This is a genomic window from Enterobacter cloacae complex sp. I1M (assembly GCF_014982425.1).
Lineage (GTDB): Bacteria > Pseudomonadota > Gammaproteobacteria > Enterobacterales > Enterobacteriaceae > Enterobacter > Enterobacter intestinihominis.
Genome location: NZ_JADCLG010000019.1, coordinates 96,661 through 122,191 on the forward strand (window position 1 = coordinate 96,661; position 25,531 = coordinate 122,191).

General features: G+C 53.8%; 27 protein-coding genes. 18 read left to right on the forward strand and 9 right to left on the reverse strand.

The features are described 5' to 3' along the window. Entirely contained in the window at window positions 1–1,197 is a 1,197-nt protein-coding gene (gene kbl, locus INF86_RS11760; protein ID WP_015570030.1) for a glycine C-acetyltransferase, read from the reverse strand. Between the two features lie 215 nt (window positions 1,198–1,412). On the opposite strand from kbl, the gene rfaD reads away from it, so the two are divergent. The 6 genes from rfaD (at window position 1,413) to INF86_RS11790 (ending at window position 7,723) form a co-directional block, all read left to right on the forward strand. After that, complete coding sequence (gene rfaD / locus INF86_RS11765) at window positions 1,413–2,393, forward strand: ADP-glyceromanno-heptose 6-epimerase (RefSeq protein WP_022646634.1); 981 nt, start codon at window positions 1,413–1,415, stop codon at window positions 2,391–2,393. 79 nt (window positions 2,394–2,472) lie between these two features. Beyond that, entirely contained in the window at window positions 2,473–3,519 is a 1,047-nt protein-coding gene (gene rfaF, locus INF86_RS11770; protein WP_022646633.1) for an ADP-heptose--LPS heptosyltransferase RfaF, read from the forward strand. Window positions 3,520–3,522: 3 nt separating this feature from the next. Continuing rightward, on the forward strand, window positions 3,523–4,506 hold the full coding sequence (gene rfaC, locus INF86_RS11775; protein WP_022646632.1) for a lipopolysaccharide heptosyltransferase RfaC: 984 nt from the start codon (window positions 3,523–3,525) through the stop codon (window positions 4,504–4,506). A gap of 3 nt (window positions 4,507–4,509) precedes the next feature. Continuing rightward, complete coding sequence (locus INF86_RS11780; protein ID WP_022646631.1) at window positions 4,510–5,619, forward strand: glycosyltransferase family 9 protein; 1,110 nt, start codon at window positions 4,510–4,512, stop codon at window positions 5,617–5,619. 5 nt (window positions 5,620–5,624) lie between these two features. Further along, the gene (locus tag INF86_RS11785) at window positions 5,625–6,524 is read left to right on the forward strand and encodes a glycosyltransferase family 2 protein (RefSeq protein ID WP_023305212.1); all 900 of its coding nucleotides are present in this window, start codon (window positions 5,625–5,627) and stop codon (window positions 6,522–6,524) included. Then, window positions 6,512–7,723, forward strand: a complete 1,212-nt coding sequence (locus INF86_RS11790) for an O-antigen ligase (protein ID WP_063148219.1) — start codon at window positions 6,512–6,514, stop codon at window positions 7,721–7,723. The genes INF86_RS11785 and INF86_RS11790 overlap by 13 nt, the downstream gene beginning before the upstream one ends. Window positions 7,724–7,749: 26 nt before the next feature. Here INF86_RS11790 and INF86_RS11795 read toward each other — a convergent pair whose 3' ends face one another. Continuing rightward, complete coding sequence (locus INF86_RS11795; RefSeq protein ID WP_046621788.1) at window positions 7,750–8,703, reverse strand: polysaccharide deacetylase family protein; 954 nt, start codon at window positions 8,701–8,703, stop codon at window positions 7,750–7,752. A gap of 150 nt (window positions 8,704–8,853) precedes the next feature. Here INF86_RS11795 and rfaQ point away from each other — a divergent pair, with 150 nt between their 5' ends. From rfaQ to coaD, 7 genes are all read left to right on the forward strand, one after another. After that, complete coding sequence (rfaQ, locus tag INF86_RS11800) at window positions 8,854–9,924, forward strand: putative lipopolysaccharide heptosyltransferase III (RefSeq protein ID WP_074134778.1); 1,071 nt, start codon at window positions 8,854–8,856, stop codon at window positions 9,922–9,924. Then, window positions 9,921–11,048 (forward strand): glycosyltransferase family 4 protein, encoded by a 1,128-nt coding sequence (locus INF86_RS11805; RefSeq protein WP_023299023.1) that lies wholly within the window; start codon window positions 9,921–9,923, stop codon window positions 11,046–11,048. Before rfaQ ends, INF86_RS11805 begins: the two co-directional genes overlap by 4 nt. 2 nt (window positions 11,049–11,050) lie before the next feature. After that, window positions 11,051–12,151 (forward strand): glycosyltransferase, encoded by a 1,101-nt coding sequence (locus tag INF86_RS11810; protein WP_046621790.1) that lies wholly within the window; start codon window positions 11,051–11,053, stop codon window positions 12,149–12,151. Between the two features lie 11 nt (window positions 12,152–12,162). Continuing rightward, window positions 12,163–13,152 (forward strand): glycosyltransferase, encoded by a 990-nt coding sequence (locus INF86_RS11815; RefSeq protein WP_045621031.1) that lies wholly within the window; start codon window positions 12,163–12,165, stop codon window positions 13,150–13,152. 66 nt (window positions 13,153–13,218) lie between these two features. Then, on the forward strand, window positions 13,219–14,493 hold the full coding sequence (waaA, locus tag INF86_RS11820; RefSeq protein ID WP_003860874.1) for a lipid IV(A) 3-deoxy-D-manno-octulosonic acid transferase: 1,275 nt from the start codon (window positions 13,219–13,221) through the stop codon (window positions 14,491–14,493). Next, the gene (locus INF86_RS11825) at window positions 14,493–15,263 is read left to right on the forward strand and encodes a glycosyltransferase family 2 protein (protein ID WP_193543558.1); all 771 of its coding nucleotides are present in this window, start codon (window positions 14,493–14,495) and stop codon (window positions 15,261–15,263) included. Before waaA ends, INF86_RS11825 begins: the two co-directional genes overlap by 1 nt. A gap of 3 nt (window positions 15,264–15,266) precedes the next feature. Then, window positions 15,267–15,746 (forward strand): pantetheine-phosphate adenylyltransferase, encoded by a 480-nt coding sequence (coaD, locus tag INF86_RS11830; protein ID WP_022646622.1) that lies wholly within the window; start codon window positions 15,267–15,269, stop codon window positions 15,744–15,746. A 2-nt stretch (window positions 15,747–15,748) separates the two neighbouring features. On the opposite strand, the gene mutM is transcribed toward coaD, so the two are convergent. The 4 genes from mutM to radC all read right to left on the reverse strand — a co-directional run bounded on the left by mutM (window position 15,749) and on the right by radC (window position 17,940). Then, a complete protein-coding gene (gene mutM, locus INF86_RS11835; RefSeq protein ID WP_003860879.1) occupies window positions 15,749–16,558 on the reverse strand; it encodes a bifunctional DNA-formamidopyrimidine glycosylase/DNA-(apurinic or apyrimidinic site) lyase in 810 nt (269 codons plus the stop codon). A gap of 72 nt (window positions 16,559–16,630) precedes the next feature. Further along, entirely contained in the window at window positions 16,631–16,798 is a 168-nt protein-coding gene (rpmG, locus tag INF86_RS11840; RefSeq protein WP_003024094.1) for a 50S ribosomal protein L33, read from the reverse strand. Window positions 16,799–16,820: 22 nt separating this feature from the next. Beyond that, on the reverse strand, window positions 16,821–17,057 hold the full coding sequence (rpmB, locus tag INF86_RS11845; protein WP_002436699.1) for a 50S ribosomal protein L28: 237 nt from the start codon (window positions 17,055–17,057) through the stop codon (window positions 16,821–16,823). 217 nt (window positions 17,058–17,274) lie between these two features. Then, on the reverse strand, window positions 17,275–17,940 hold the full coding sequence (gene radC, locus INF86_RS11850) for a DNA repair protein RadC (RefSeq protein WP_022646621.1): 666 nt from the start codon (window positions 17,938–17,940) through the stop codon (window positions 17,275–17,277). Between the two features lie 173 nt (window positions 17,941–18,113). Here radC and coaBC point away from each other — a divergent pair, with 173 nt between their 5' ends. The 3 genes from coaBC to slmA all read left to right on the forward strand — a co-directional run bounded on the left by coaBC (window position 18,114) and on the right by slmA (window position 20,479). Continuing rightward, complete coding sequence (coaBC, locus tag INF86_RS11855; protein ID WP_087878399.1) at window positions 18,114–19,325, forward strand: bifunctional phosphopantothenoylcysteine decarboxylase/phosphopantothenate--cysteine ligase CoaBC; 1,212 nt, start codon at window positions 18,114–18,116, stop codon at window positions 19,323–19,325. Further along, the gene (gene dut / locus INF86_RS11860; RefSeq protein ID WP_015570042.1) at window positions 19,303–19,761 is read left to right on the forward strand and encodes a dUTP diphosphatase; all 459 of its coding nucleotides are present in this window, start codon (window positions 19,303–19,305) and stop codon (window positions 19,759–19,761) included. The genes coaBC and dut overlap by 23 nt, the downstream gene beginning before the upstream one ends. A gap of 121 nt (window positions 19,762–19,882) precedes the next feature. Further along, complete coding sequence (gene slmA / locus INF86_RS11865; RefSeq protein WP_003860901.1) at window positions 19,883–20,479, forward strand: nucleoid occlusion factor SlmA; 597 nt, start codon at window positions 19,883–19,885, stop codon at window positions 20,477–20,479. 82 nt (window positions 20,480–20,561) lie between these two features. Here slmA and pyrE read toward each other — a convergent pair whose 3' ends face one another. After that, the gene (gene pyrE, locus INF86_RS11870; RefSeq protein ID WP_023305206.1) at window positions 20,562–21,203 is read right to left on the reverse strand and encodes an orotate phosphoribosyltransferase; all 642 of its coding nucleotides are present in this window, start codon (window positions 21,201–21,203) and stop codon (window positions 20,562–20,564) included. 66 nt (window positions 21,204–21,269) lie between these two features. Then, complete coding sequence (rph, locus tag INF86_RS11875; protein ID WP_015570044.1) at window positions 21,270–21,986, reverse strand: ribonuclease PH; 717 nt, start codon at window positions 21,984–21,986, stop codon at window positions 21,270–21,272. Window positions 21,987–22,111: 125 nt separating this feature from the next. On the opposite strand from rph, the gene INF86_RS11880 reads away from it, so the two are divergent. Further along, the gene (locus INF86_RS11880; protein ID WP_003860907.1) at window positions 22,112–22,975 is read left to right on the forward strand and encodes a YicC/YloC family endoribonuclease; all 864 of its coding nucleotides are present in this window, start codon (window positions 22,112–22,114) and stop codon (window positions 22,973–22,975) included. Window positions 22,976–23,180: 205 nt separating this feature from the next. Next, window positions 23,181–23,798, forward strand: a complete 618-nt coding sequence (locus INF86_RS11885) for a trimeric intracellular cation channel family protein (protein ID WP_023299016.1) — start codon at window positions 23,181–23,183, stop codon at window positions 23,796–23,798. Between the two features lie 2 nt (window positions 23,799–23,800). Here INF86_RS11885 and ligB read toward each other — a convergent pair whose 3' ends face one another. Further along, window positions 23,801–25,471, reverse strand: coding sequence for an NAD-dependent DNA ligase LigB (gene ligB, locus INF86_RS11890; RefSeq protein WP_193543559.1), 1,671 nt, complete (start codon window positions 25,469–25,471; stop codon window positions 23,801–23,803). Between the last annotated feature and the right edge of the window lie 60 nt (window positions 25,472–25,531).

Consider the following 25,531-nt stretch of genomic DNA (forward strand, 5'->3'; position numbering starts at 1 on the left):
TCAGGCAATTACGCCCAGCTGTTTGCCGATGCGGGTAAAGGCTTCCACCGCACGTTCAATTTGTTCAGGCGAGTGCGCCGCAGACATCTGGGTGCGGATACGCGCCTGACCTTTTGGTACCACCGGGAAGAAGAACCCGGTCACGTAAATCCCTTCTTTCTGAAGCTCACGAGCAAATTTCTGCGCGACAACCGCGTCACCCAGCATCACCGGAATGATCGCATGGTCAGCGCCGGCCAGGGTGAATCCTGCGGCGCTCATTTTTTCACGGAACAGGCGGGCGTTAGCCCACAGGCGGTCGCGCAGCTCAGCCCCGGATTCCACCATCTCCAGCACTTTAATAGAGGCGGCCACAATCGCCGGCGCCAGGGAGTTGGAGAACAGGTACGGGCGGGAGCGCTGACGCAGCCACTCAACCACCTCTTTGCGCGCAGCAGTGTAGCCGCCAGACGCGCCACCAAGCGCTTTGCCCAGCGTACCGGTGATGATATCTACGCGGCCCATTACGTCGCAGTATTCGTGGGAGCCGCGGCCATTTTCGCCGACAAAGCCAACCGCGTGAGAGTCATCCACCATCACCAGCGCGTCGTATTTATCCGCCAGATCGCACACGCCTTTCAGGTTGGCGATCACGCCGTCCATGGAGAACACGCCGTCGGTGGCGATCAGCACGTGGCGGGCACCGGCTTCACGGGCCTCTTTCAGGCGGGCTTCCAGCTCAACCATGTCGTTGTTGGCGTAGCGGAAACGCTTCGCTTTGCACAGGCGTACACCGTCGATGATGGAGGCGTGGTTCAGGGCGTCGGAGATAATCGCGTCTTCTGCACCGAGCAGGGTCTCAAACAGACCGCCGTTGGCGTCGAAGCAGGAGGAGTACAGAATCGCGTCTTCCATTCCGAGGAAGTTCGCCAGCTTTTGCTCAAGCTGCTTGTGGCTGTCCTGGGTACCGCAGATAAAGCGAACGGAGGCCATGCCGAAGCCGTGGGTATCCATGCCGTTTTTCGCCGCGGCAATCAGCTCAGGGTGATTCGCAAGACCTAAATAGTTGTTCGCGCAAAAGTTGATCACATGGCTGCCGTCGGCAACGGTGATGTCCGCCTGCTGGGCAGACGTGATAATACGCTCTTCTTTGAACAACCCTTCCGCACGTGCGGTGTCGAGGTCGCTGTTTAACTGTTTGTAAAAATCACCACGCATTGCAATTCTCCAGACTCGGCAAATTTTGGCACATATTACCCAAACCAATAGTTCATGACGAGATGACGCCGTATCTCTTCTCGTTTTTGCAGCATAAATCACGTGTACCCCTGCTGCATATCGGTGAATGGCTGAAGACCGGGCATTGTGATGATATGATAAAGAGATTAGCGTTCGGGATGTTCCCCGGACTCCACACTTCAAAGGTTACAGTTATGATCATCGTTACCGGCGGCGCGGGCTTTATCGGCAGCAATATTGTTAAGGCCCTCAATGACAAAGGCATCACCGACATCCTGGTGGTGGACAACCTGAAAGACGGCACCAAGTTCGTAAACCTGGTGGATCTGAACATCGCTGACTACATGGATAAAGAAGACTTTCTTATCCAGATTATGGCGGGTGAAGAGTTCGGCGAGATCGAAGCCATCTTCCACGAAGGGGCCTGTTCCTCCACCACCGAGTGGGACGGCAAGTACATGATGGACAACAACTATCAGTACTCCAAAGAGATCCTGCACTACTGCCTGGAGCGTGAAATTCCGTTCCTGTACGCCTCTTCCGCGGCAACCTACGGTGGACGCACTTCAGATTTCATCGAATCCCGCGAGTATGAGCAGCCGCTGAACGTTTACGGTTACTCCAAATTCCTGTTTGATGAGTACGTGCGTCAGATCCTCCCAGAAGCCAACTCTCAGATTGTCGGCTTCCGCTACTTCAACGTCTACGGACCGCGCGAAGGCCACAAAGGCAGCATGGCGAGCGTGGCGTTCCACCTGAACACCCAGTTAAATAACGGCGAAAGTCCGAAACTGTTCGAAGGCAGCGACGGCTTTAAGCGTGACTTCGTCTACGTAGGCGACGTGGCGGCAGTGAACCTGTGGTTCCTGGAAAACGGCGTGTCCGGCATTTTCAACCTGGGCACAGGCCGCGCGGAATCCTTCCAGGCGGTGGCAGACGCGACGCTGGCTTACCATAAGAAAGGCAGCATCGAGTACATTCCGTTCCCGGATAAGCTGAAAGGCCGCTACCAGGCATTCACCCAGGCGGACCTGACTAACCTGCGCGCCGCAGGCTACGACAAGCCGTTCAAGACCGTTGCCGAAGGCGTAACGGAATATATGGCCTGGCTGAACCGTGACCGCGATATAAATTCACAAAATCATTCGAGCGGTATCAAGGCGGCAACGAAGTGAATCTCCGGGAGCTTACAAAAGTAAGTGACTGGAGTGAACGCAGGCAGCCAACGCAGAGACAGCTTGAAGGATGAAGTGAATGAAAATACTGGTGATCGGCCCGTCCTGGGTGGGCGACATGATGATGTCGCAAAGTCTCTATCGCACGCTCAAGGCGCGTTATCCCCAGGCGATAATCGACGTGATGGCACCCGCATGGTGCCGTCCGCTGTTATCGCGTATGCCGGAAGTGAACGAGGCGATCCCGATGCCGCTCGGCCACGGGGCGCTGGAAATCGGTGAACGCCGCAAACTCGGCCATAGCCTGCGCGAGAAACGCTATGACCGCGCATATGTCCTGCCAAACTCCTTCAAATCCGCTCTTGTGCCCTTCTTTGCGGGCATCCCGCACCGTACCGGGTGGCGCGGTGAAATGCGCTACGGCCTGCTGAACGATGCCCGTGTGCTGGATAAAGAGGCCTGGCCGCTGATGGTAGAACGCTACGTGGCGCTGGCCTACGACAAAGGCGTGATGCGCAGCGCGAAAGATCTGCCGCAGCCGCTACTGTGGCCGCAGCTCCAGGTAAGCGACGGGGAGAAATCCCACACCTGCAACGCGTTTGGCATTTCGTCCGAACGCCCGATGATTGGCTTCTGCCCCGGCGCGGAGTTTGGTCCGGCAAAACGCTGGCCGCACTATCACTACGCAGAGCTGGCGAAACAGCTGATCGACGAAGGCCATCAAATTGTGCTGTTTGGCTCAGCGAAAGATCACGAGGCGGGCAATGAAATTCTCGCCACGCTCAGCACCGAGCAACAGGCCTGGTGCCGAAACTTGGCCGGGGAAACGCAGCTCGAGCAGGCGGTTATTTTGATTGCCGCCTGTAAAGCCGTTGTCAGCAACGACTCTGGCCTGATGCACGTCGCCGCCGCGCTGGATCGTCCGCTGGTGGCGCTGTATGGCCCGAGCAGCCCGGACTTCACGCCGCCGCTGTCGCACAAAGCGCGCGTAATTCGCCTGATCACCGGCTACCACAAGGTACGTAAAGGTGATGCCGCAGAAGGCTACCATCAGAGCCTGATCGACATTACGCCGCAGCGCGTTCTCGAAGAGCTCAACGAACTTCTGTTGAGCGAAGAAGGATAACGAATGCGGGTATTGATCGTTAAAACCTCTTCGATGGGCGATGTGCTGCATACGCTGCCGTCACTGACGGACGCGATGCGGGCCATTCCCGGCATTCGTTTTGACTGGGTGGTGGAAGAAGGCTTCGCGCAGATCCCCACCTGGCACGAAGCGGTTGACCGCGTGATCCCGGTGGCCATTCGCCGCTGGCGCAAAGCATGGTTCTCCGCACCGATTAAAGCCGAACGTAAAGCCTTCCGCGAAGCGGTGCAGGCCCGGCGTTACGACGCGATCGTTGACGCTCAGGGCCTGGTGAAAAGCGCCGCGCTGGTCACGCGTCTGGCGCACGGCGTAAAGCACGGCATGGACTGGCAAACCGCCCGCGAACCGCTGGCGAGCCTGTTCTATAATCGTCGCCACCATATTGCGAAGCAGCAGCACGCCGTGGAACGTACCCGCGAGCTGTTCGCGAAAAGCCTGGGCTATGCAAAACCTGAAGCCCAGGGTGACTACGCTATTGCACAGCATTTTTTGCGCGAGACGGAGGAGCATGCTGAACCGTATCTGGTGTTCCTGCATGCCACAACGCGCGACGATAAGCACTGGCCGGAAACGCACTGGAGAAGGCTGATTGAACTAATGCAACCTTGCGGTATCCATATTAAACTCCCGTGGGGTGCAGAACATGAGCGGCAGCGTGCGGAACGTCTGGCAGCAGGCTTTTCCCACGTTGAGGTGTTACCCAAACTCACGCTGGCGCAAGTTGCCGCACAGCTGGCGGGCGCTAACGCCGTCGTTTCTGTGGATACAGGGTTAAGCCATTTAACCGCCGCACTGGATCGTCCTAATATCACGATTTTCGGCCCGACCGATCCGGGGTTGATCGGGGGTTACGGTAAAAACCAGCATCAGATGGTCAGCCCTACGCAACAAACGAAGGATATTAGCGCAGATGCTATTTTTTCATTTTTACAGGGCAGCCATCGGCTTTCCAACAGGGATATTTAACCCATGAGTTATGTATTTCTGCTGATTTTACTCTTTCCGGTGAAACTCCTCCGGAAGCTGTTTCGAAAAGACACGGGCAAAAACCTTGTCATTCAGACAGCCAAAATCGGTGACTTTATTAATGCGACACCTCTTCTGGCATATCTGCAAAAAAGCGATGTGTTGGTCAGTCGCAGCGTTGGTGCGCTGGCGAAGCATGATGAGACTATCGAGCAGATCTATTTTATTGAGCAGCATAAGCGCAACCTGTGGCGTAAACTGTGCTTCGCGTGCAGGATCATGAACCGCTACGACAACGTCTACCTGCTACAACCCAACAGCGTGAACCTCTTTTTTGCCGCCGTCTGCAATGCTAAAAACAAACAATTTTTAACCATTTACACGCGCAGGTGGTATCACGGGATTTTCTATCTTGCGGCTGACGGTACCGTTGAGCATGGCAAAAAAACGCTTTCGGTGTCGAACTACCTGAAACTGGCCGACCGCGCACTCACATGGCAAGACTCTCCCAAGCACGCCACAAAGCCGCTCTTTAAACCGACGACCTGGCCGGCCATTCTTGATAAACCTGACGTTATCCGCATCGGCATCAGTATTGCGGCGGGCAATAAAGCCAAAACCGTTCCTCCGGTTATCTGGAAACGGATTGTTGATCAACTCGCTGATTTACCCTGCGAGTTTTATGTCTTCGGTGCGCCAAATGAACAGTCGTGGATGGACGATATCACCCGCCTTTACGGTGAAATCCCTAATTTTATCAATCTTATTGGCAAAATTTCGCTGGAAGAGCTTCCCTGGGCCATTTCTAAGATGGACTGTTATATCGCGTCTGACTCGGGGAATGTGTATATCGCAGACGCCGTTGGCGTTCCGGTAGTCCTGCTGTTTGGTCCGTGTTGTCATTATGAACAACGTCCGCTTGGCAATGTGTTGCTGATCGGGAATGACGACAACATTTGTTCTTATGTGTTTGAAACGCGCTATTACTTCCCGCAAGAACGGGAAGCACTATTCTCTGTCACTGACTCCGCGTTACACGATCTTCAGCAGTTTATCCGTACATTACCCAAAGCCCGCTCACTGGCTAGCGCTACCGACGCTCAAGGAAACTAATTTTTATGGCTTTTTTAAGCGTCATTATTGCTGCGCATAACGCTGAAGCTACGCTGCATGCCACGCTTTCAAGCCTGCTGGCAGCCACCGTTCAAGACACTGAAATTATTATTTTTAATGACAGTTCTGAGGATACCACGCAGGCAATAATTGAAGAGTGGTCACCTAAATTTCCTCAGATCATAACGCGCACCGTGAACTTTCGTAACGTCGGCCGGGTACGAAACAGTGCTGTCGCACTGGCATCCGGTGAATATATTACGATGCTCGACAGTGACGATTGCTTAAAGCCGGGCAGCCTCAGGGACGCAATTACCTTTCTGAAAGCGCAACGTCCGGATATGTTACTGACACGTTTGCTTGAGATTCGCGATCCCCGGAAAATGACTTCAGACTGGCAGGGATTCAACCCTGTGCCATTGTCACAACATGAAGCAGTCGCTCGTTTCTTACGCCATAAAGACTTTCAGGCGCATCTCATTGGCCAGTTTATTCATCGTAGCCTGTACGAGAGCAACCCTATTCCTCCAATGTTATGTTATGAGGATTTCGCTGTCTTCCCCGGAATGTTGATGCAATCGAGCAAAATAGTCTATCAACGCCAGGGGCATTATTATTACGTCAAGCGTCGCGACAGTTTGTCGAGCAGTCTGGACGCCAGCAAAATTTCAACGCTTGTCGAATGCACGTTACAGATGGAAAGAACATTTCCGTCAAGCTACAGGCATCTTGTCAATTGCCACTGGTTTGATATTTACAGCAACCATCGGTCCTGTCTTACAGACCAACAATTGCAACTCGTGAAACAACGCGTAAAGGCCATGTACACATTGTCTTTTTTCCTGTCCACCGATGTTCGTTTTAGCTACAAAAAAAGGGTTATTGAGGCGTTATGGAAAAAATAAAGTTAAGAACTTACCAGTTAACACTCGCATTGAGCCTTATCTCTTTAGCTCTTGTGCTTGTTAATTCAGGGAAACAACGAGAGTTTTTCTATATTGCAATATATGCAAGTATCTTGGGTTTGGCATTTGAGTATAAAAAAATCTCCTGGCATCCTTTTAGTATCGCCTATCCTATTATGCTGATAGGGTTACTTAATCTTATTTGGTATGTCACTTATGAATTGCATAATGAGGGATTAAACGCATACAGTGATTATCTTGGATCGAGTAAAAAATTAATTCTGGCAAGCCTTTTGATTTTTTACCTTGACCGTTTCAAAAATTATGTAACAAAAGATAATTTTGTGAAATACTTCTTAATTAGTACAGCTGTAGGTTATACCCTTGCCACAGCTTATGGCCTTTATCAGGCTGTACAAGGTATTAATCGCGTAGAGATGGCTATAAACCGTCCAACTATCGCAGCGTATGTATATTCTGTTCTATCATTAGCCTTTGTTTACAGCTTATACCTAAAGAATAATGTGAAATTATACCTTTTGGCAGGCGTCGTAGTCCTGATATCTTTCTTCCTGATTCTTTTGACAGCCACGCGTGCCGCCATGGCCCTTTACCTGTTACTGGCTATTATTCTTACACTTTATCATTTCCGAAAAATTCACCTTAAATCATTAATGATTTTTTTATGCATCGTTGCAGGGATCATAATTGTAAGTTATAAACCATTGATATCACCTAAAATTCAACAAACAGTGACTGAGATAACTAAATATCAGGAAGGGCATGATGCAACTTCTCTGGGGGCTCGTTTTTCAATGTGGAACGTGGGTCTTATGACTGGCATTGCGCATCCACTGGGACAGTCTATTGAAAGCAGGGAATCATGGGTTCGAAATTATGTCGCAAATGGACATCAACATGTTGCAGCAGCGCTCGGTTACATTCGAATTCATTTGCACAATGAGTTTATTGAAAAATATTCACTGCAAGGCATTCCTGGACTGCTAATTTTGTGCTTCTTTTTTGTTTCGATAATAGCTTACTCTATTAGAAGTAAAAACGCACTGCTGCTAACCTCGATGCTACTTTTGCTTTTGTATGGACTGACGGATGTCATACTGCTCAGTTCAGAAGCCTTAATCTTCTTTATGGTTTTGTTTGCATTAAGTACACCTTTCACCCCAACAAAGCAGCAATAGCAAATATGCCCGCCTGGCGGGCATAACTATTTTTTGTACTGGTAAAACTCCGCCAGCGTCATCCCCACGGTCTTATCTGATAACCAGGTAAAGAGCTGCTCCAGATCCTGATAAAGCCCCTCAATCGCGGCCTCGTCTTTAAAAGTAGGGCTCCCGCCAGGCATAAATTCCGACGAATGCAGCATGAACTCTACGTAGTCATTTCCCTGAGACAGGCACTGCTGCGCAACCTTAATCATCTCCTGCGCGTTACCGCCTGCCGGGCGTAACCAGTTAACTGACGGAGAACGGTATTTACCGCGCAGACGATCGTAACCCTGCTTCAGGGAATTCAGCCATGCCGGGTGTTTATACTGGATGCTCATTGGCACTTCGAGGAGAAGGCTGTTTCCCGGCCGGGAAATGTCGTCTACGTCCAAAAAGTAGGCGCGATCGGGAAAATGCTGGTAATTCGTTCCGCCATTACCCTGCGGGGCACCTTTCGCGTTGCGCCAGTTCACGCGCGGCGTAACGGAACAATCTACCTGATACCCCAGCTCAATCAGTAACCGGGCGTAACGGCTGTCGAATGCCCAGCGCCCGGCGCGATGGCTGAGCATTTTTGTCTGGAAGGTCTCTTCCAGTAGGCGGGTCATGAACAGCACTTTCTCACGCATGACCTCGTCTGAAAACTCAATCAGATAAGGCTGCCAGCGCCAGTCATCACCGGTCAGATCGTGCTCCGGAGGGCTGTTCCAGGCATGGAGATGCATTCCTACCTCGCCCTGCCCCCGGGCTATGACCTCTTTCGCGAACTCAATGAACACCGGTTCGACGGCCATCTCGTAGTTGGTGAGCCAGACAGGCTTAAAGCCGAAACGCTCGCAAAGCGTCTGAAACCGCGCCAGGTAGCGCGCGTTTTCCGTTTTGATGACCCGGTGGTTCTGCCAGAGATTATCCCCTTCGGTATCGATCGTGATGATAAACGCTGGTTTTTTCATAATGAGTCCGCAAGACAAAATAGTTAGCGCTATGTTACGCACGCCCGAAAGCAGGAGTAAACCCTTCCAGGGAAATTCCTGACATTATGGAGAAAGAGTGCAAGTCGTTACCAGGTCTATTAGAATTGCCAACAGTACAACGCCGATAAGATGATGATGAATAACTTACCTGACACGCCTGATTTGCGCATTTTACTGATTAAACTTCGCCATCATGGTGACATGTTACTCACCACCCCCGTCATCAATTCATTGCGCCAGAAATGGCCTGAAGCCCAAATCGACGTGCTTCTCTATGAAGAGACGCGAGACATGCTCGCCGCGCATCCGGCAATCGGTACGATCTATGGTATCGATCGTAAATGGAAGCAGTTGGGGACGCTGAAGCACCTGCAAAAAGAGTGGCAGTTGCTTCGTGCTTTACGCGCTCAGCATTATCATCTGGTGATCAATCTTGCCGATCAGTGGCGCAGCGCGCTGGTTACCCGCTTCACCGGCGCACCGGTTCGGCTCGGGTTCGCTTTTAACAAGCGCAATAATGCCTTCTGGCGTTTTTGTCACAGTGAACTGGTCTCAGTCGCCAGCCATCAGTCGCTGCACACCGTTGAACAAAACCTGTCCATACTGAAACCATTACCCGTTGCCGCCAGACCCGCCGTCACCATGGCTTACAGCGCGGATGACTGGCACCATGCTCATCACAAGCTGACACAAAAGGGCGTGGGGGAACGCTATATCGTTATTCAACCCACTTCACGCTGGTTCTTTAAGTGCTGGGACGAAGGCAAAATGGCGCAAACTATCGCCGCGTTGCAGCAGGACGGCCACACTATCGTCCTTACGGCGGGACCGGATAAGAAAGAGCTGGCGATGATTGACCGCATTCTTGCCGCCTCCCCGCAGACGGGTGTTGTATCGCTGGCAGGGCAGTTAACCCTGCGCCAGCTGGCCTCGCTTATCGATCACGCAGCCCTGTTCATTGGCGTTGACTCCGTCCCCATGCACATGGCCGCCGCCCTTCAGACGCCCTGCGTGGCGCTGTTTGGCCCGTCAAAATTGACGTTCTGGTCGCCATGGCAGGTTAACGGCGAGGTCATCTGGGCTGGTAACTACGGCCCGCTTCCCAACCCTGATGCCATTGATACAAAAACGACGGAACGTTATCTCGACGCCATCCCCGTTGATGCTGTCGTCTCCGCCGCAAGGAGATACCTGCAATGAAGCTTCATCGTCTGGCCATTGTGCGCCAAAAATATCGGCCGGATGGGGGAGCAGAACGTTTTGTCTCCAGGGCACTCACCGCGCTGAGCAATCAAAATCTTGAGCTCAACGTCATCACCCGCGAGTGGCAGGGCGAAAAGCAGGACGACTGGCATATTCATATCTGCGATCCACGAAAGTGGGGCCGCATCAGCCGTGAACGCGGCTTTGCACACGCCGCGCGCGCGCTGTGGCAGCAACAGCAGTTTGATATTGTACAGAGCCACGAACGTATTCCGGGCTGCGATATTTACCGCGCCGGAGATGGTGTACATCGACGCTGGCTGCTACAGCGTACGCGTATTCTTCCCGCCTGGCGCGCGAAGCTGCTCATGCACGATCGCTATCACCGCTACGTGATGAACGCCGAACGTGAAATGTACCAGGCTCCCGAGTTGAAAGCCGTTATCTGTAATGCGGAGATGATCAAGCGCGAAATCGTCGAAGACTTTGATATTGACGCAAAAAAGATACATGTGATTTATAATTCAATAGATTCCCGCCGCTTCGTTCCGGCAGAAGAGAGGCAGCGAGCTGTACTGCGTAAGCAATTTGGCTTACCCGCTGATGCCGTCATTTTCTGCTTCGTGGGTTCAGGGTTTGAACGCAAGGGGCTGGCAAGCGCTATTCAGGCTATAGCAGGAACATCGGCGTGGCTGGTTGTGGTCGGTCAGGATAAAGCGGAAAGCCGTTATCGCGACCTCGCCCGTTCATTAGGCTGTGAGGGGCAAATCCGTTTCCTGGGAATGCAAAAAGAGACGCTGCCATTTTATCAGCTTTCTGATGGTTTACTGCTGCCGACGCTGTATGATCCTTTCCCTAACGTCATACTTGAAGCAATGGCCTGTGGATTGCCCGTCATTACGTCAGAGAGTTGCGGTGGTTCAGAATTTATTGAGCAAGGCCAGAACGGGTTTTACTGTGATGCACTTGATATCCACACATTGAAGGAGGCCGTCATGTCCATCCCTTCACTGGAAAAAAATAACAATATGGGGCTTGCGGCGCGTGAACGCGTCAGAGAAGCAACCCCTGAAAAACTATCAAGTCAGCTTATTTCGCTTTATCAAAAATTACTGGATTAATAATGCGCATCCTAATGATTATTGATGGTTTACCCGGTGGAGGAGCCGAAAAAACGGTTCTCACCCTCTCCAGCGGACTGACAGAACTGGGGCATCAGGTCACCCTTTTCTCCTTACGGAAGGTGTGCGACTACGCCATTCCGGAAGGCATCGATTTTCAGGTCGTGCAGGATACCTGTAAAAAACCCTGGCGGAAGCTGACCGAGATCCCGCGTCGCGCCCGTTTGCTGGATCGCGCCATTGAGCAGGCAGAACGCAGCGGTAAATTTGACGTCGTCTTCTCGCATCTGCATAAAACCGACCGTATCGTGGCGCACAGCCGCGTGCTGGATCGCGATAAGGTCTGGTTCTGCGTACACGGGATGTTCTCCTTCTCCTATTTGCGCCATCGCAGCGGGCTTTCTCGCTGGTTTAAGCATTATAAAATTCGTCATACCTATGAAAACCGCAACGTGGTGGCGGTATCCGGCGCCGTGCTGCACGATCTGTCTGAAGTACTCGCGATCCCCCTGCGGCGCAAAGCGGTTATCCATAACCCGTTTGATATCCCTGAAATTCAGCGTCTGGCGGAAGCGCCCTTTGAGATGCAGGGGCAGAATTACATTATCCACGTTGGCCGTTTTCATGAGCACAAACGTCACGACCGGCTGCTGCGGGCGTTTGCGATGAGCAAGATTGACGCATCGCTGGTGTTGATGGGCAAAGGCTCTGACGTGAAAATTAACCAGCTCAAACAGCTTGCCGCTAAGCTGGGAATTGAAAACAAGATCGTCTTCCGCCCGTTTGAAACCAATCCTTATCCGTGGATCAAAGGTGCACGCCTTTTAGTGTTAAGTTCCGACTGCGAAGGTTTTGGTAATGTACTGGTAGAGTCCATTATCTGTCAGACCCCACCGGTGAGTACAAACTGCCCTGGCGGCCCTGCTGAGATCCTTACTGGCCCTCTGGCGCGTGGTCTGACCGCGTTAACCGACGAATCACTGGCGAAAACACTGGCAGAACTGTATGCCTCTCCGCCGGTTGTTGATCGCGAAACGATCGCATCGTTCGGTATCAACGCCATTTGCCAGCAATACATTGCTTTGGTCGACAACCAAAAATAATCAGGTTTCATATGCAAAATTCAGCGCCTTTATTAAGCGTGGTGGTTGCCGTTTATAACGGTGAAGCTTTTCTCGATCAGTTCTTTACCTGCCTTGTAAATCAACATATCGACAGTATGGAAGTCATCATCGTGAATGACGGCTCCACTGACCGCTCGATGCAGATTGTCGAAAAATGGCGCGAACAGCTGCCACAGATGCAGGTTATTGAACAACCTAATCAGGGCGTGTCCATCGCGCGTAATACCGGCCTGGCCGTTGCGACCGGCCAATATCTCTCTTTCCCGGATATTGATGATGTCTTCAAACCCGGCATGTACCAGCGTCTGCTGGATATGGCCGTCACGCAGAACCTGGATGTCGCCACCTGCAATGGCAACTACGTCTGGGAAAATAACAAAAAACCGTCTCGCCCTATCTTCCCTGAAGATAAGCTCGCCTCAACGGGCGTCATGAATGGCGCGGCATGGTTAAAAAAGGCGCTGGATTCACGTAAGTTCCTGCATGTGACCTGGCTGAATATCTATCGTCACGATTTTATTCGTCAGCACGGCTTTCGTTTCGAGCCTGGCCTGCGCCATCAGGATATCCCGTGGACGACTGAGGTGCTGCTTGCTGCGGAACGCGTTCAGTACACCAGCGAACGCTTTTACGACTACTACATTCACTCCGCCTCGGTATCGCACACCCCGGATAATGACGACACGCTGATTCGCTCAGCGCGCCATTACATGAAGATCCTGAAGATGCTTGATGCCATTAACCAGCGCTACCCGGATAAAGTGAAAAATATCCCGGCCTGTCACTGGCAAATCGCCAAAGAGGGTCTGGGAATTATTCATACCTTCGACAACATGAAGGATGAAGCGAAGAAATCAATGATAATCAAAGAGTTCTTCGACACCGGGATCTGGAAGCTCATCTGGAAAAGTGCCAAAAGCCCGCGTTTGCGCTGGCGCCTGGGCCGACGCTACTTCCGTTTAAAACGGTATCTGGCATAAGAGATAGCTTTAGCACGCTTAAATGCTTAGAATTTCCCGGCCGAAACTAAAAAAACGGATAATCGCTTGGAATTGTTGTATACCGCCCTGCTCTACATCATTCAGCCACTGGTGTGGCTGCGACTGTTGCTTCGTAGCCGTAAAGCGCCTGCGTACCGTAAACGCTGGGCCGAACGCTATGGCTACTGCCGCAATAAAGTGGCGCCGGACGGTATTCTGCTGCATTCCGTGTCAGTCGGGGAAACGCTGGCCGCCATTCCACTGGTGCGTGCCTTACGCCACCGTTATCCGTCACTGCCCATCACCGTCACCACGATGACGCCAACCGGCTCAGAGCGCGTGATGTCTGCCTTCGGTAAAGACGTGCATCACGTCTACCTGCCGTACGATCTCCCCTGCGCCATGAACCGTTTCCTGAATACCGTTCGCCCTAAACTGGTGATCGTCATGGAAACTGAACTGTGGCCGAATATGATTTCCGCCCTGCATGCCCGTAAAATTCCTTTGGTTATCGCCAACGCGCGTCTGTCGGAACGCTCGGCGAAAGGGTACGGCAAGCTGGGTAAATTTATGCGTCGCCTGCTCAGCAAAATTACGCTGATCGCCGCGCAGAACGAAGAAGATGCCGCGCGCTTTATCGCCCTCGGCCTGAAGCGCAACCAGCTTGCGGTCACGGGTAGCCTGAAGTTCGATATTTCCGTCACCCCTGAACTCGCCGCCCGTGCGGTGACGCTGCGTCGTCAGTGGGCGCCGCGTCGCCAGGTCTGGATTGCCACCAGCACCCATGACGGCGAAGAGGCCATTATTCTTCAGGCTCACCGCCAGCTGCTGGAAAAATTCCCTGATTTACTGCTGATTCTGGTTCCTCGCCATCCTGAGCGTTTTAAAGATGCCCGGGAGATGGTGCAAAAAGGCGGTTTCAGCTTCACCCTGCGCAGCAGCGGCGAAATCCCCTCTGGCAGCACGCAGGTGGTGATTGGCGATACGATGGGCGAACTGATGCTGCTGTACGGGATTGCCGATCTTGCATTCGTTGGCGGAAGCCTGGTGGAGCGCGGTGGTCATAACCCGCTGGAGCCGGCAGCCCACGCCATTCCCGTGCTGATGGGTCCACACACGTTTAACTTCAAAGATATCTGCGCGAAATTGCAGCAAGCCGATGGCTTAATCACCGTGACCGATGCGGACTCGGTGGTCAAAGAGGTCTCAACCCTTCTGACTGACGAAGATTACCGCCTGTGGTACGGTCGTCACGCCGTTGAAGTCCTGCATCAGAACCAGGGCGCACTGACCCGTCTGCTGCAACTTTTGCAACCTTACCTGCCGCAGCGGAGCCACTAATGTCAACGCGTCTGTCGGTCGTGATGATCGCCAAAAACGCCGCCGACCTGCTTCCGGATTGCCTGGCCTCTGTTGCCTGGGCTGACGAAATCGTCATTCTCGATTCCGGAAGTACGGACAATACGGCGGACGTTGCCCGTACAGCCGGGGCAAAAGTCTTTACCGACACCGACTGGCAGGGCTACGGTATTCAGCGTCAGCGTGCGCAGAGTTACGCCACGGGCGATTACGTGTTGATGATCGATACCGATGAGCGCGTCACCCCGGAACTCCGACAGGCCATTCAAACGGTGCTTGCCGCGCCACAGCCCGGCGCGGTCTACAGTATCGCGCGTCGTAACTATTTCCTGGGCCGCTTTATGCGCCACAGCGGCTGGTACCCCGACCGCGTGATGCGCCTCTATGCCCGCGAGCGTTATCAGTACAACGACAACCTGGTCCATGAGTCTCTGGCCTGCGATAACGCTCAGGTCATCCCCCTGACGGGCGATCTGCTTCATCTGACCTGCCGCGATTTCGCCAGCTTCCAGCGGAAACAGCTGAACTATGCCACCGCCTGGGCACAGGAGCGGCATGCGCGCGGCAAGAAGGCCACGCTGACCGGCATCTTCACCCATACGCTGGGCGCGTTTCTGAAAACGCTGCTGCTACGTGGCGGCGTGCTGGACGGCAAGCAGGGCTGGTTACTGGCGGTAGTGAATGCCCAGTATACTTTCAATAAATACACCGAGCTGTGGGCGCTGAACCGCGGCTACTCAGAGAAAACGTGAGCCATGAGCACAAAAGCGATTTATCCGGGTACCTTCGATCCGATCACTAACGGTCATCTTGATATCATCACCCGTGCGGCGTGTATGTTCGACAAGGTGATTCTGGCCATTGCCGCCAGCCCGAGCAAAAAGCCGATGTTCGACCTGAACGAACGCGTGCAGCTTGCCACCGATGCGATTTCGCATTTGTCGAATGTTGAGGTCGTCGGATTCAGCGATTTGATGGCAAACTTTGCCCGTGCCCAGCAGGCCAATATCCTGATCCGCGGTCTTCGCGCGGTAGCAGACTTCGAATATGAGATGCAGCTGGCGCACATGAACCGCCATCTGATGCCGGAGCTGGAGAGCGTATTCCTGATGCCCTCCAAAGAGTGGTCCTTCATCTCTTCTTCGCTGGTGAAAGAGGTGGCGCGCCATCGCGGGGACGTTACCCACTTTCTGCCGGTTAACGTCCACCAGGCGTTGATGGAAAAGTTAAAGTAACCCTACTTCTGGCACTGACGGCAGTAAAACGTGGCGCGCTGAGCGTGCTTCGTGGCAATAATCGGCGTCCCGCATGCTCTGCACGGTTCCCCCTTACGACCATAAACCTGCAACTCCTGCGCAAAATAGCCCGGCTTCCCGTCGCTTTGCAGAAAATCCTTCAGCGTCGTCCCGCCCTGCTCAATTGAGCGCAGCAGTACCGCTTTAATCACTCTGACCAGCAGCTCGCACTCCTGCGCAGACAGCGAAGAGGCCAGCCGATCGGGATGGATCCCGGCGGCAAACAACGATTCGCTGGCATAGATATTCCCCACGCCCACGACCAGCTTGTTATCCATCAGCCAGGGTTTAATCGGGGTTTTCTTTTTCGCGCACTTCTCTTTGAGATAATCTGCGTTAAACGCCTCTGAGAGCGGCTCAGGTCCAAGATGCGCCAGCACGTTGTGCCCTTCCAGCTCTTTGGTCCACAGCCATGCACCAAAGCGACGCGGGTCGGTGTAACGCAGCACCTTGCCGTTACTCATCACCAGATCAACGTGGTCGTGCTTTTCCGCAGGCAACTCTTCGGTGAGGATGCGCAGGCTTCCCGACATGCCCAGATGGATAATGATCCAGCCGTCAGGCAGCTCCAGCAGCAGGTATTTCGCGCGGCGCTGTACGCTCAGGACGGGTTTATCGCTTAACGCGTGGATCTCATCGGACACCGGCCAGCGCAGACGCCCGTTGCGAACGACAGCATGAAGAATAGTCGCGCCAACCAGATGGGGCTCAATGCCGCGGCGGCTGGTCTCTACCTCAGGTAATTCAGGCATGGTTCCTCCGTTGAGATGCAGAATGCAAAAAACCCCGCAGATGCGGGGTTTTTCAATACAAGGAGACTAAAATTATTTGATTTTAGCTTCTTTGTACAGTACGTGCTGGCGTACAACTGGATCGAATTTTTTCAGTTCCAGTTTTTCCGGCTTAGTACGTTTGTTCTTCGTGGTGGTGTAGAAGTGACCTGTACCAGCAGAAGAAACCAGCTTGATTTTCTCGCGAATACCTTTAGCCATGATTTATTTCCTCTTTAAGTACTTAGTACTTTTCGCCACGGGCACGCAGTTCGGACAGAACTGTATCGATGCCTTTCTTATCGATTACACGCATACCTTTAGCAGATACGCGCAGGGTGACAAAACGCTTCTCGCTCTCAACCCAGAAACGGTGAGAGTGCAGGTTCGGCAGGAAACGGCGTTTAGTCGCGTTCAGTGCGTGGGAACGGTTGTTACCGGTCACCGGACGCTTGCCAGTAACTTGGCAGACTCGGGACATGTCTATTCTCCAAAAATCAAATTAGCTCGAGCTTCGTATGGGGTATCGGCGCCTCGTCAGGCTTTACAGCCCGGTCATCGCATAGTTCTATTGAACTCTCGATTGCCAGGCCCAAATGCCAAACCCGAGATTCTCAAAGGTGGCGTAGTATACGCTGACTCGGCGGCGTGCTCAAGTCCCGAACAGACAAAGATCCCGATGGATCGCGAGAAAAGGCCTAAATCCAGCCACGTTCGGCAAAAGAAATGTACTCTCCGCGGCCAATTATCAGATGGTCCAGCACACGAATGTCCATGAATTGACAGCATTTGATAATACGTTCGGTAATTGCTTTGTCAGCTCTGCTTGGTTCTGCACAGCCAGAGGGGTGATTATGCGCGAGGATCACGCCGGCTGCATTCACTTTTATCGCTTCCCGCACAATTTCACGCGGATGCACCTCAACGTGGCTCAATGTTCCCGAAAAAAGGCGGGTATGTTTCAGTACCCGGTTTTTATTGTCGAGAAAGATCACCATAAAGATCTCCCGCTCCAGATCGGAAAGCTGGCTTTGCAGAAATTCGCGGGTCATATCGGGGGTGAGGATCGGGTCTTCTTCCTCCATACGCACGTTGTAAAATCGCCGGGCCAGCTCGGCAATGCCCCGTAACTGGGCATATTTCGCCACGCCAATACCCTCAACGTGCGTAAACGCCTCCAGCTCGGCGGTCAACAATCCATACAGTGAGCCGAAATGCTCTATCAGCTCTTTCGCCAGCGTAAATACCGTTTTCCCCGGCGTGCCTGTGCGTAAAAAGAGCGCCAGCAGCTCGTCGTCCTTTAACAACGTGACGCCATGGCGCAGCATTTTTTCACGCGGTAGCAGCAGTTCAGTCTCTTCCATGCCCGGCCTCCTTCTGTTTGCCATTATGCTGCCACAGGCAAATTCGGGGCTCGACGCTGGCGTTTCGTTCTTGCGTAGCGCCTCGCAAAGTGAATTAAGGACATCATCACCCCGTTTTAGGGATTGTGATAAAATGCCCGCTCTCTGGTGAAACCCAACAGGAAAGAATCATGATGAGCCTGGCCGGTAAAAAAATCGTTCTTGGCGTCAGCGGCGGTATTGCTGCCTATAAAACGCCAGACCTGGTGCGCCGTTTGCGCGAGCGCGGGGCCGACGTACGGGTCGCGATCACCGAAGGCGGCAAAGCCTTTATCACCCCGCTGAGCCTGCAAGCCGTCTCGGGATACCCGGTATCCGACAGCCTTCTCGACCCGGCAGCCGAAGCCGCAATGGGCCATATTGAGCTGGGGAAATGGGCCGATCTGGTTATCCTTGCCCCCGCCACGGCAGATGTAATTGCCCGCGTGGCGGCCGGGATGGCGAACGATTTGGTAACGACCATTTGCCTCGCCACGCCTGCGCCCGTCGCGGTTGTACCCGCAATGAACCAGCAGATGTATCGCAACGCCGCTACCCAGCATAATCTGGATACGCTGGCCTCGCGCGGCCTGCTAATTTGGGGACCGGAGAGCGGCAGCCAGGCCTGTGGCGACGTGGGGCCAGGGCGTATGCTCGACCCATTGACGATTGTTGATATGGCCGCCGCCCATTTCTCGCCTGTCAACGATCTGCAACATCTCAACATCATGATTACCGCGGGCCCCACGCGCGAGCCGCTGGATCCGGTGCGATACATCACCAACCACAGCTCCGGCAAAATGGGCTTTGCGATTGCTGCCGCGGCAGCCAAACGCGGCGCGAACGTGACGCTGGTGAGCGGCCCGGTGTCGCTTACCACCCCTGCGTTTGTGCGGCGTATTGATGTAACTACCGCGCTGGAAATGGAAGCCGCCGTACAGGCGCATGCTCAACAACAGCATATTTTTATCGGCTGTGCGGCCGTCGCTGATTACCGCGCCGAAACCATTGCCGACGCCAAAATTAAAAAGCAAGGTGATGAATTAACAATAAAAATGGTGAAGAACCCGGATATCGTTGCCGGTGTCGCCGCATTGAAAACTCATCGTCCTTACGTTGTTGGGTTTGCCGCAGAAACGAATAATGTGGAAGAATATGCCCGGCAAAAACGTACCCGCAAAAACCTCGATTTGATTTGCGCGAACGACGTATCGCTGTCCACGCAAGGATTTAACAGCGACAGCAACGCATTGCACCTTTTCTGGCAGGATGGAGATAAAGTCTTACCGCTTGAGCGCAAAGAACTCCTGGGCCAACAATTACTGGACGAGATCGTTACCCGTTATGATGAAAAAAATCGACGTTAAGATTCTGGACCCGCGCGTTGGCGAGCAATTTCCGCTGCCAACGTATGCCACCTCCGGCTCTGCCGGTCTTGACCTGCGCGCCTGTCTCGATGACGCCGTAGAACTGGCGCCGGGTGCAACGACCCTGATCCCGACCGGGCTGGCGATTCACATTGCTGACCCGTCACTGGCAGCGGTGATCCTGCCGCGCTCTGGCCTGGGCCATAAGCATGGCGTCGTACTGGGTAACCTGGTCGGCCTGATCGACTCTGACTATCAGGGTCAGCTGATGGTATCCGTCTGGAACCGTGGCCAGGACAGCTTCACCATTGAACCGGGCGAGCGTATCGCGCAGATGGTGTTTGTACCGGTGGTGCAGGCAGAATTTAACCTGGTGGCAGACTTCGACGCTACCGACCGTGGCGAAGGCGGCTTCGGCCATTCCGGGCGCAAATAACCGCCCGACAAACACGCATCTCACAGCGCCATAATGCAATAACAAACCGCAAACGTCAGTTTGCGGGTCGCTGTGTGGTTGCCAGCCTGACAAGTGCTTATTTTCAGGGGTATTTTGTAACATGGCAGAAAAACAAACCGCGAAAAGGAATCGTCGCGAAGAAATACTTCAATCTCTGGCTCTGATGCTTGAATCCAGCGACGGCAGTCAACGCATCACCACCGCCAAGCTGGCGGCCTCTGTGGGCGTGTCAGAGGCGGCGCTGTATCGTCATTTCCCGAGCAAAACCCGGATGTTCGACAGCCTGATCGAGTTTATCGAAGATAGCCTGATCACGCGCATCAACCTGATTCTTAAGGATGAAAAAGACACCAGCACGCGTCTGCGTCTGATTGTGCTGCTGATTCTGGGCTTTGGTGAACGTAACCCGGGTCTGACCCGTATTCTGACTGGCCACGCGCTGATGTTTGAACAGGATCGTCTGCAAGGCCGTATAAACCAGCTTTTTGAGCGTATCGAAGCCCAGCTTCGTCAGGTTCTGCGCGAGAAGAAAATGCGGGAAGGCGAGGGATATAATACGGATGAGACGCTGCTGGCAAGCCAGATCCTGGCATTTTGCGAAGGGATGCTCTCCCGGTTTGTGCGCAGCGAGTTTAAATATCGACCAACGGACGATTTTGACGCCCGCTGGCCGTTAGTGGCAGCACAATTACAGTAACGCCATCGCCGGATGGCGGCTTCGCCTTATCCGGCCTACGAACAGGTAGGCCCGGTAAGCGTAGCGCCACCGGGCAACGCAATTAAACCCCGAACTCTTCGCGATACGCTTTTACCGCCGCCAGGTGATCCGCCATCTCAGGCTTCTCTTCCAGATATGCAATCAGGTCTGTCAGCGTGATGATAGAGATCACTTTGCAGCCATAATCGCGTTCCACTTCCTGAATAGCAGAGATGTCGCCACGCCCGCGTTCCTGACGATCAAGCGAAATCAGCACACCCGCAAGCGTTGCACCGTTAGCCTGGATAATCTCCATCGATTCACGGATCGCGGTGCCTGCGGTGATCACGTCATCCACCAGCATCACGCGGCCCTGCAACGCACTGCCGACCAGATTGCCGCCTTCACCGTGGGTTTTGGCCTCTTTACGGTTAAAGCAGTACGGTACGTCGCGGTCATGGTGCTCCGCCAGCGCCACCGCCGTGGTGGTTGCAATTGGAATGCCTTTGTACGCGGGGCCAAACAGCAGATCGAAATCAATCCCGGAATCTACCAGCGCTTCGGCATAGAAGCGGCCTAACAGTGCCAGGTCGCGCCCGGTATTAAACAGCCCGGCGTTGAAGAAATACGGGCTTTTACGCCCGGATTTCAGCGTGAACTCGCCAAACTTAAGTACCTGCTTGTTAAGCGCAAACTCAATAAACTGGCGCTGATACGATTTCATGGATTTGCTCCTTTGTCTTTTCAGTCTTACAGGCAAAAAAAAGGCGACTCATTGGTCGCCTTAAAATCAATTTTCTAACGCCGCTTTCTGCGTCGCTACAATAGATTCAATACCCCCTCGGGCCAACGCCAGCAAGGTGAGCAGTTCTTCGTGAGTGAATGGCTCGCCTTCTGCCGTGCCCTGCACTTCAATGATGCGACCATCTTCGGTCATCACCACGTTCATGTCGGTTTCTGCGGCAGAATCTTCAACGTATTCCAGATCGCAAAGCGCTTCGCCGTTAACAATACCAACGGAGACAGCAGCAACCATCCCTTTCATTGGGTTGGTTTTCAGCTTACCGGCGGCAACCAGCTTGTTCAGCGCATCTGCCAGCGCCACACAGGCACCGGTAATGGAGGCCGTACGCGTGCCGCCATCGGCCTGGATCACGTCGCAGTCCAGCGTGATGGTGAACTCACCCAGCGTTTTTAAGTCAACCGCGGCGCGGAGCGCACGTGCGATCAGGCGCTGGATCTCCATAGTACGGCCGCCCTGCTTACCTTTTGCCGCTTCACGGGCATTACGGGTATGGGTTGCGCGCGGCAACATACCGTATTCCGCGGTGATCCACCCCTGCCCCTGACCTTTCAGGAAGCGAGGCACGCCCTCTTCGATGGACGCGGTGCAAAGCACCTTGGTGTCACCAAACTCAACCAGCACGGAGCCTTCAGCGTGTTTTGTATAGTTACGGGTCAGGGTGACGGGACGCACCTGGTTGGCGCTACGACCTGCTGGACGCATGATGGATTCTCCGGCTTGAAACGAATGTGGCTGCGCATTATACGGATAAAGGACGCTTATTCCTATCCTGAGAAGCCCCTGAAAGCTATAATCCCCCCATCTCTCCTTTAAAAACGGGAATGTCTATGATCCGCAGTATGACCGCCTACGCCCGGCGTGAAATCAAGGGTAGCTGGGGTAGCGCTACCTGGGAAATGCGCTCGGTAAACCAGCGCTATCTGGAAACATATTTCCGTATGCCGGAACAGTTCCGCAGCCTGGAGCCTGTGGTGCGTGAGCGTATCCGTACGCGTCTGACCCGCGGGAAAGTGGAATGTAACCTGCGTTTTGAGCCCGATGCCAGTGCACAGGGCGAACTGATCCTGAACGAAAAGCTGGCAAAACAGCTGGTTAATGCGGCGAACTGGGTCAAAATGCAAAGCGATGAAGGCGAGATCAACCCGGTTGATATTCTGCGCTGGCCTGGCGTGATGGCCGCCGGAGAGCAGGATCTGGACGCGATTACCGCTGAAATCCTGGCTGCACTCGACGGCACGCTGGATGACTTTATCGTTGCCCGCGAAACCGAAGGCCAGGCGCTGAAAGCGATGATTGAGCAACGCCTTGAAGGCGTGAGCGCCGAAGTGGCTAAAGTGCGCGCTCATATGCCAGAAGTGCTGCAATGGCAGCGTGAGCGTCTTGTCGCCAAACTGGAAGAGGCGGAAGTTCAGCTGGAAAACAACCGTCTGGAACAAGAGCTGGTGCTGATGGCGCAGCGTGTAGACGTGGCTGAAGAGCTGGATCGTCTGGAAGCGCACGTTAAAGAGACCTACAACATCCTGAAGAAGAAAGAAGCGGTAGGCCGCCGTCTCGACTTTATGATGCAGGAGTTCAACCGCGAGTCGAACACGCTGGCGTCTAAGTCTATCAATGCAGAGGTGACCAATTCAGCAATTGAACTGAAGGTCCTGATTGAGCAGATGCGCGAGCAGATCCAGAATATCGAGTAATACCTTTCAGGGTGGTGTCTGGCACATCACCCATTACTTTTTCTAATCCTTATTTATCCTTACTTTCTTTGCCTCCCGCCTTATCACAAGCCCGCCTGGCATGCGTTGATAAATTCCTTTAGGGCAAATCCCCTCGCCTTAGAAAATCTCAATCGTGATCTTGCGCACAAATCGCTAACCTCCTCCACTTCATTCCGGAGGGTTTATGCTGCTTCACATTCTCTATCTTATTGGCATTACCGCTGAAGCCATGACCGGCGCGCTTGCCGCCGGACGTCGCCGAATGGACACCTTCGGCGTGATCATCATTGCCACGGCCACTGCGCTCGGCGGCGGGTCCGTGCGCGATATCCTGCTTGGCCATTATCCGCTCGGCTGGGTTAAAAACCCTGAGTACGTCATTATCGTGGCAACGGCAGCCGTGCTAACCACGATTGTAGCCCCGGTGATGCCTCATCTGCGCCGCTTGTTCCTGGTGCTGGATGCGCTTGGGCTGATTGTTTTTTCCATCATTGGCGCACAAATTGCTCTCGATATGGGTGAAGGCCCGGTTATTGCCACCATTGCGGCGGTGATCACGGGCGTGTTTGGCGGGGTGCTGCGCGATATGTTCTGCAAACGTATCCCGCTGGTTTTCCAGAAGGAACTGTACGCCGGCATCTCCTTTGCCGCGGCAGTGCTTTATGTCGCCTTGCAGCACTATGTCACCAACCACGATGTGGTGGTTATCTCCACGCTGCTGTTTGGTTTCACGGCGCGTATGCTGGCATTGCGTCTGAAGCTTGGCCTGCCGGTTTTTCATTACAAGCACAACGCGCATTAAGGTCAGAACCCGTTAATGTGCTGCTCAGCCAGCCACCTTGCCAGCCTATCAACGGGAGGCGCATGCAGCCAGTTAACGACCTGCTGCGCCTTCTCTTCACCTGTTCCCGGCAAAGCCTGCCAGTCAGCAGCGCTCCGCTGATTCAGCGCCTGCCACGACGCCGCCCCAACCGCATTCAGCGTGGCTTTTGTCAGCGGGATCCCCATCGCTGTGACCCAGCGAATAAAAGGTTGTTTGCGCACAATATTAAAACGATGCCAGAGCGATAACCCGCGCCCGGCGGAAAAGCCAGGCGTGGACTGTAGCTGCGCCTGCGTCAGTGTTAACCACGAAAAAATATGCTCGAAACGATGCGTCTGATGAAGCGTTCGCCAGCCCGCCTCGCCTAACCCCTCGATCCCTAGCCCTTGTTTTGAGCTAAGCCACGTCAACCGGGCAAAGAACTGTTCCATACACGCTGGTGAGGCATAAAAACAGGTCAGCGAGTGGTACTGCAGGGCCGGAGGTTCTGGTTTTTCCCTGTTCGCTCCCCGCCAGACAACTCGATCGAATCGGGGGATCCCCTGCCCGGCGAGGCTTATCAGAACCTGATCGCCGGGAACAATATCCAGCCGCTGCCAGCGTGTGACCGACCCCAGGCTCACCCGCCGCACCTGTTTATCATCAAGCTTTACTGGATCCAGTTCGGCTACAACGGACACCTTGCCCGTTCGCCCGACGCCAAACTGTATCCCTCGCACTTCAGCAACCTGAGCGACATGCGTATATTTCCATGCGACAACCCAACGGCCTTCACCGGGTAACCAACCGTCGCCCGCGGGTTCATCCGCTGAACGCACCACAATGCCGTCCGTGGCAAAGGGCAATGCTGTTGTATGCCACGCTGAACGCTGCGCTTCGACCGCATTCACAGACGCGGCGGGCAGCGTATAACGCGCCGTCAGGGTGAACCCGGCTTTTGACAACGCATCCAGAGATACCTGCATCTCTTTAGGTCCATCCGGCCAGGCCCAGATAAACACGCCGAGCTGCCTGAGAAGTGCGCTATCGTTATGACGCATCATGGCGCCCGCCACTTTTGCCCGCATGTTCATCCCCCCCATCTGACGCTGGATGTGGTTTTCATGAATCCAGAACAGTTCACCCTGTAAGACGCTATTTGCCAGGGGGCCGGACAGGTTTTGCGGAACAGAGGGGATTGATCGAACCTGCGCCGTCCAGTCTTCACCTTTCACACCGTTGCCACGGCTAATGGCCCGGACAAGCTTCCCGCCCTGGTACACCAGCGTCACAGCCACGCCATCCACTTTGGGCTGCATCCAGAGATGTTGCCGGGCTCGCATCCACTGGCTGAGCTCAGCTTTACTGGCAACCTTATGCACGCCCGTATGCGCAACCGGGTGTGTCACACTACCTGTCAGAGGTGGCGGTCTCTCTTCGGAAGAGACATGACCAAAGCAGCGCTGCCACTGGTTCAACCGCGCGTTAAGCTGATCGTAAACCCCGTCATCAACGTCACTGACTCCCTGCTTCCAGTAAGCATCGTCCCAGCGTTTGATCTGCGCGCTCAGCGCTACAATTTCCTTTTCTGCTTTTGCCTGCGACCATACCGGGCATACCGCTAACCCGGTGCTACACCACAACAGCGCAAACCCGCTTATCCATCGCCACATTATTACCCCTCCTTTGCGTTGGAGGAGGTATAACCCGGTATTGAAAACGACGCGAATGGC

What these genes read in the sequence shown, in the direction of transcription:
- rfaF (WP_022646633.1), top strand. Translation starts at nt 2,473, where the DNA reads ATGAAAATACTGGTGATCGGCCCGTCCTGGGTGGGCGACATGATGATG.
- INF86_RS11780 (WP_022646631.1), top strand. Translation starts at nt 4,510, where the DNA reads ATGAGTTATGTATTTCTGCTGATTTTACTCTTTCCGGTGAAACTCCTC.
- rfaC (WP_022646632.1), top strand. Translation starts at nt 3,523, where the DNA reads ATGCGGGTATTGATCGTTAAAACCTCTTCGATGGGCGATGTGCTGCAT.
- slmA (WP_003860901.1), top strand. Translation starts at nt 19,883, where the DNA reads ATGGCAGAAAAACAAACCGCGAAAAGGAATCGTCGCGAAGAAATACTT.
- kbl (WP_015570030.1), bottom strand. Translation starts at nt 1,197, where the DNA reads ATGCGTGGTGATTTTTACAAACAGTTAAACAGCGACCTCGACACCGCA.
- rfaD (WP_022646634.1), top strand. Translation starts at nt 1,413, where the DNA reads ATGATCATCGTTACCGGCGGCGCGGGCTTTATCGGCAGCAATATTGTT.
- radC (WP_022646621.1), bottom strand. Translation starts at nt 17,940, where the DNA reads ATGGAAGAGACTGAACTGCTGCTACCGCGTGAAAAAATGCTGCGCCAT.
- rpmG (WP_003024094.1), bottom strand. Translation starts at nt 16,798, where the DNA reads ATGGCTAAAGGTATTCGCGAGAAAATCAAGCTGGTTTCTTCTGCTGGT.
- rfaQ (WP_074134778.1), top strand. Translation starts at nt 8,854, where the DNA reads ATGATGATGAATAACTTACCTGACACGCCTGATTTGCGCATTTTACTG.
- INF86_RS11815 (WP_045621031.1), top strand. Translation starts at nt 12,163, where the DNA reads ATGCAAAATTCAGCGCCTTTATTAAGCGTGGTGGTTGCCGTTTATAAC.
- INF86_RS11825 (WP_193543558.1), top strand. Translation starts at nt 14,493, where the DNA reads ATGTCAACGCGTCTGTCGGTCGTGATGATCGCCAAAAACGCCGCCGAC.
- INF86_RS11785 (WP_023305212.1), top strand. Translation starts at nt 5,625, where the DNA reads ATGGCTTTTTTAAGCGTCATTATTGCTGCGCATAACGCTGAAGCTACG.
- INF86_RS11880 (WP_003860907.1), top strand. Translation starts at nt 22,112, where the DNA reads ATGATCCGCAGTATGACCGCCTACGCCCGGCGTGAAATCAAGGGTAGC.
- rph (WP_015570044.1), bottom strand. Translation starts at nt 21,986, where the DNA reads ATGCGTCCAGCAGGTCGTAGCGCCAACCAGGTGCGTCCCGTCACCCTG.
- coaBC (WP_087878399.1), top strand. Translation starts at nt 18,114, where the DNA reads ATGAGCCTGGCCGGTAAAAAAATCGTTCTTGGCGTCAGCGGCGGTATT.
- dut (WP_015570042.1), top strand. Translation starts at nt 19,303, where the DNA reads ATGATGAAAAAAATCGACGTTAAGATTCTGGACCCGCGCGTTGGCGAG.
- rpmB (WP_002436699.1), bottom strand. Translation starts at nt 17,057, where the DNA reads ATGTCCCGAGTCTGCCAAGTTACTGGCAAGCGTCCGGTGACCGGTAAC.
- INF86_RS11795 (WP_046621788.1), bottom strand. Translation starts at nt 8,703, where the DNA reads ATGAAAAAACCAGCGTTTATCATCACGATCGATACCGAAGGGGATAAT.
- INF86_RS11790 (WP_063148219.1), top strand. Translation starts at nt 6,512, where the DNA reads ATGGAAAAAATAAAGTTAAGAACTTACCAGTTAACACTCGCATTGAGC.
- mutM (WP_003860879.1), bottom strand. Translation starts at nt 16,558, where the DNA reads ATGCCTGAATTACCTGAGGTAGAGACCAGCCGCCGCGGCATTGAGCCC.
- coaD (WP_022646622.1), top strand. Translation starts at nt 15,267, where the DNA reads ATGAGCACAAAAGCGATTTATCCGGGTACCTTCGATCCGATCACTAAC.
- INF86_RS11805 (WP_023299023.1), top strand. Translation starts at nt 9,921, where the DNA reads ATGAAGCTTCATCGTCTGGCCATTGTGCGCCAAAAATATCGGCCGGAT.
- INF86_RS11810 (WP_046621790.1), top strand. Translation starts at nt 11,051, where the DNA reads ATGCGCATCCTAATGATTATTGATGGTTTACCCGGTGGAGGAGCCGAA.
- ligB (WP_193543559.1), bottom strand. Translation starts at nt 25,471, where the DNA reads ATGTGGCGATGGATAAGCGGGTTTGCGCTGTTGTGGTGTAGCACCGGG.
- INF86_RS11885 (WP_023299016.1), top strand. Translation starts at nt 23,181, where the DNA reads ATGCTGCTTCACATTCTCTATCTTATTGGCATTACCGCTGAAGCCATG.
- pyrE (WP_023305206.1), bottom strand. Translation starts at nt 21,203, where the DNA reads ATGAAATCGTATCAGCGCCAGTTTATTGAGTTTGCGCTTAACAAGCAG.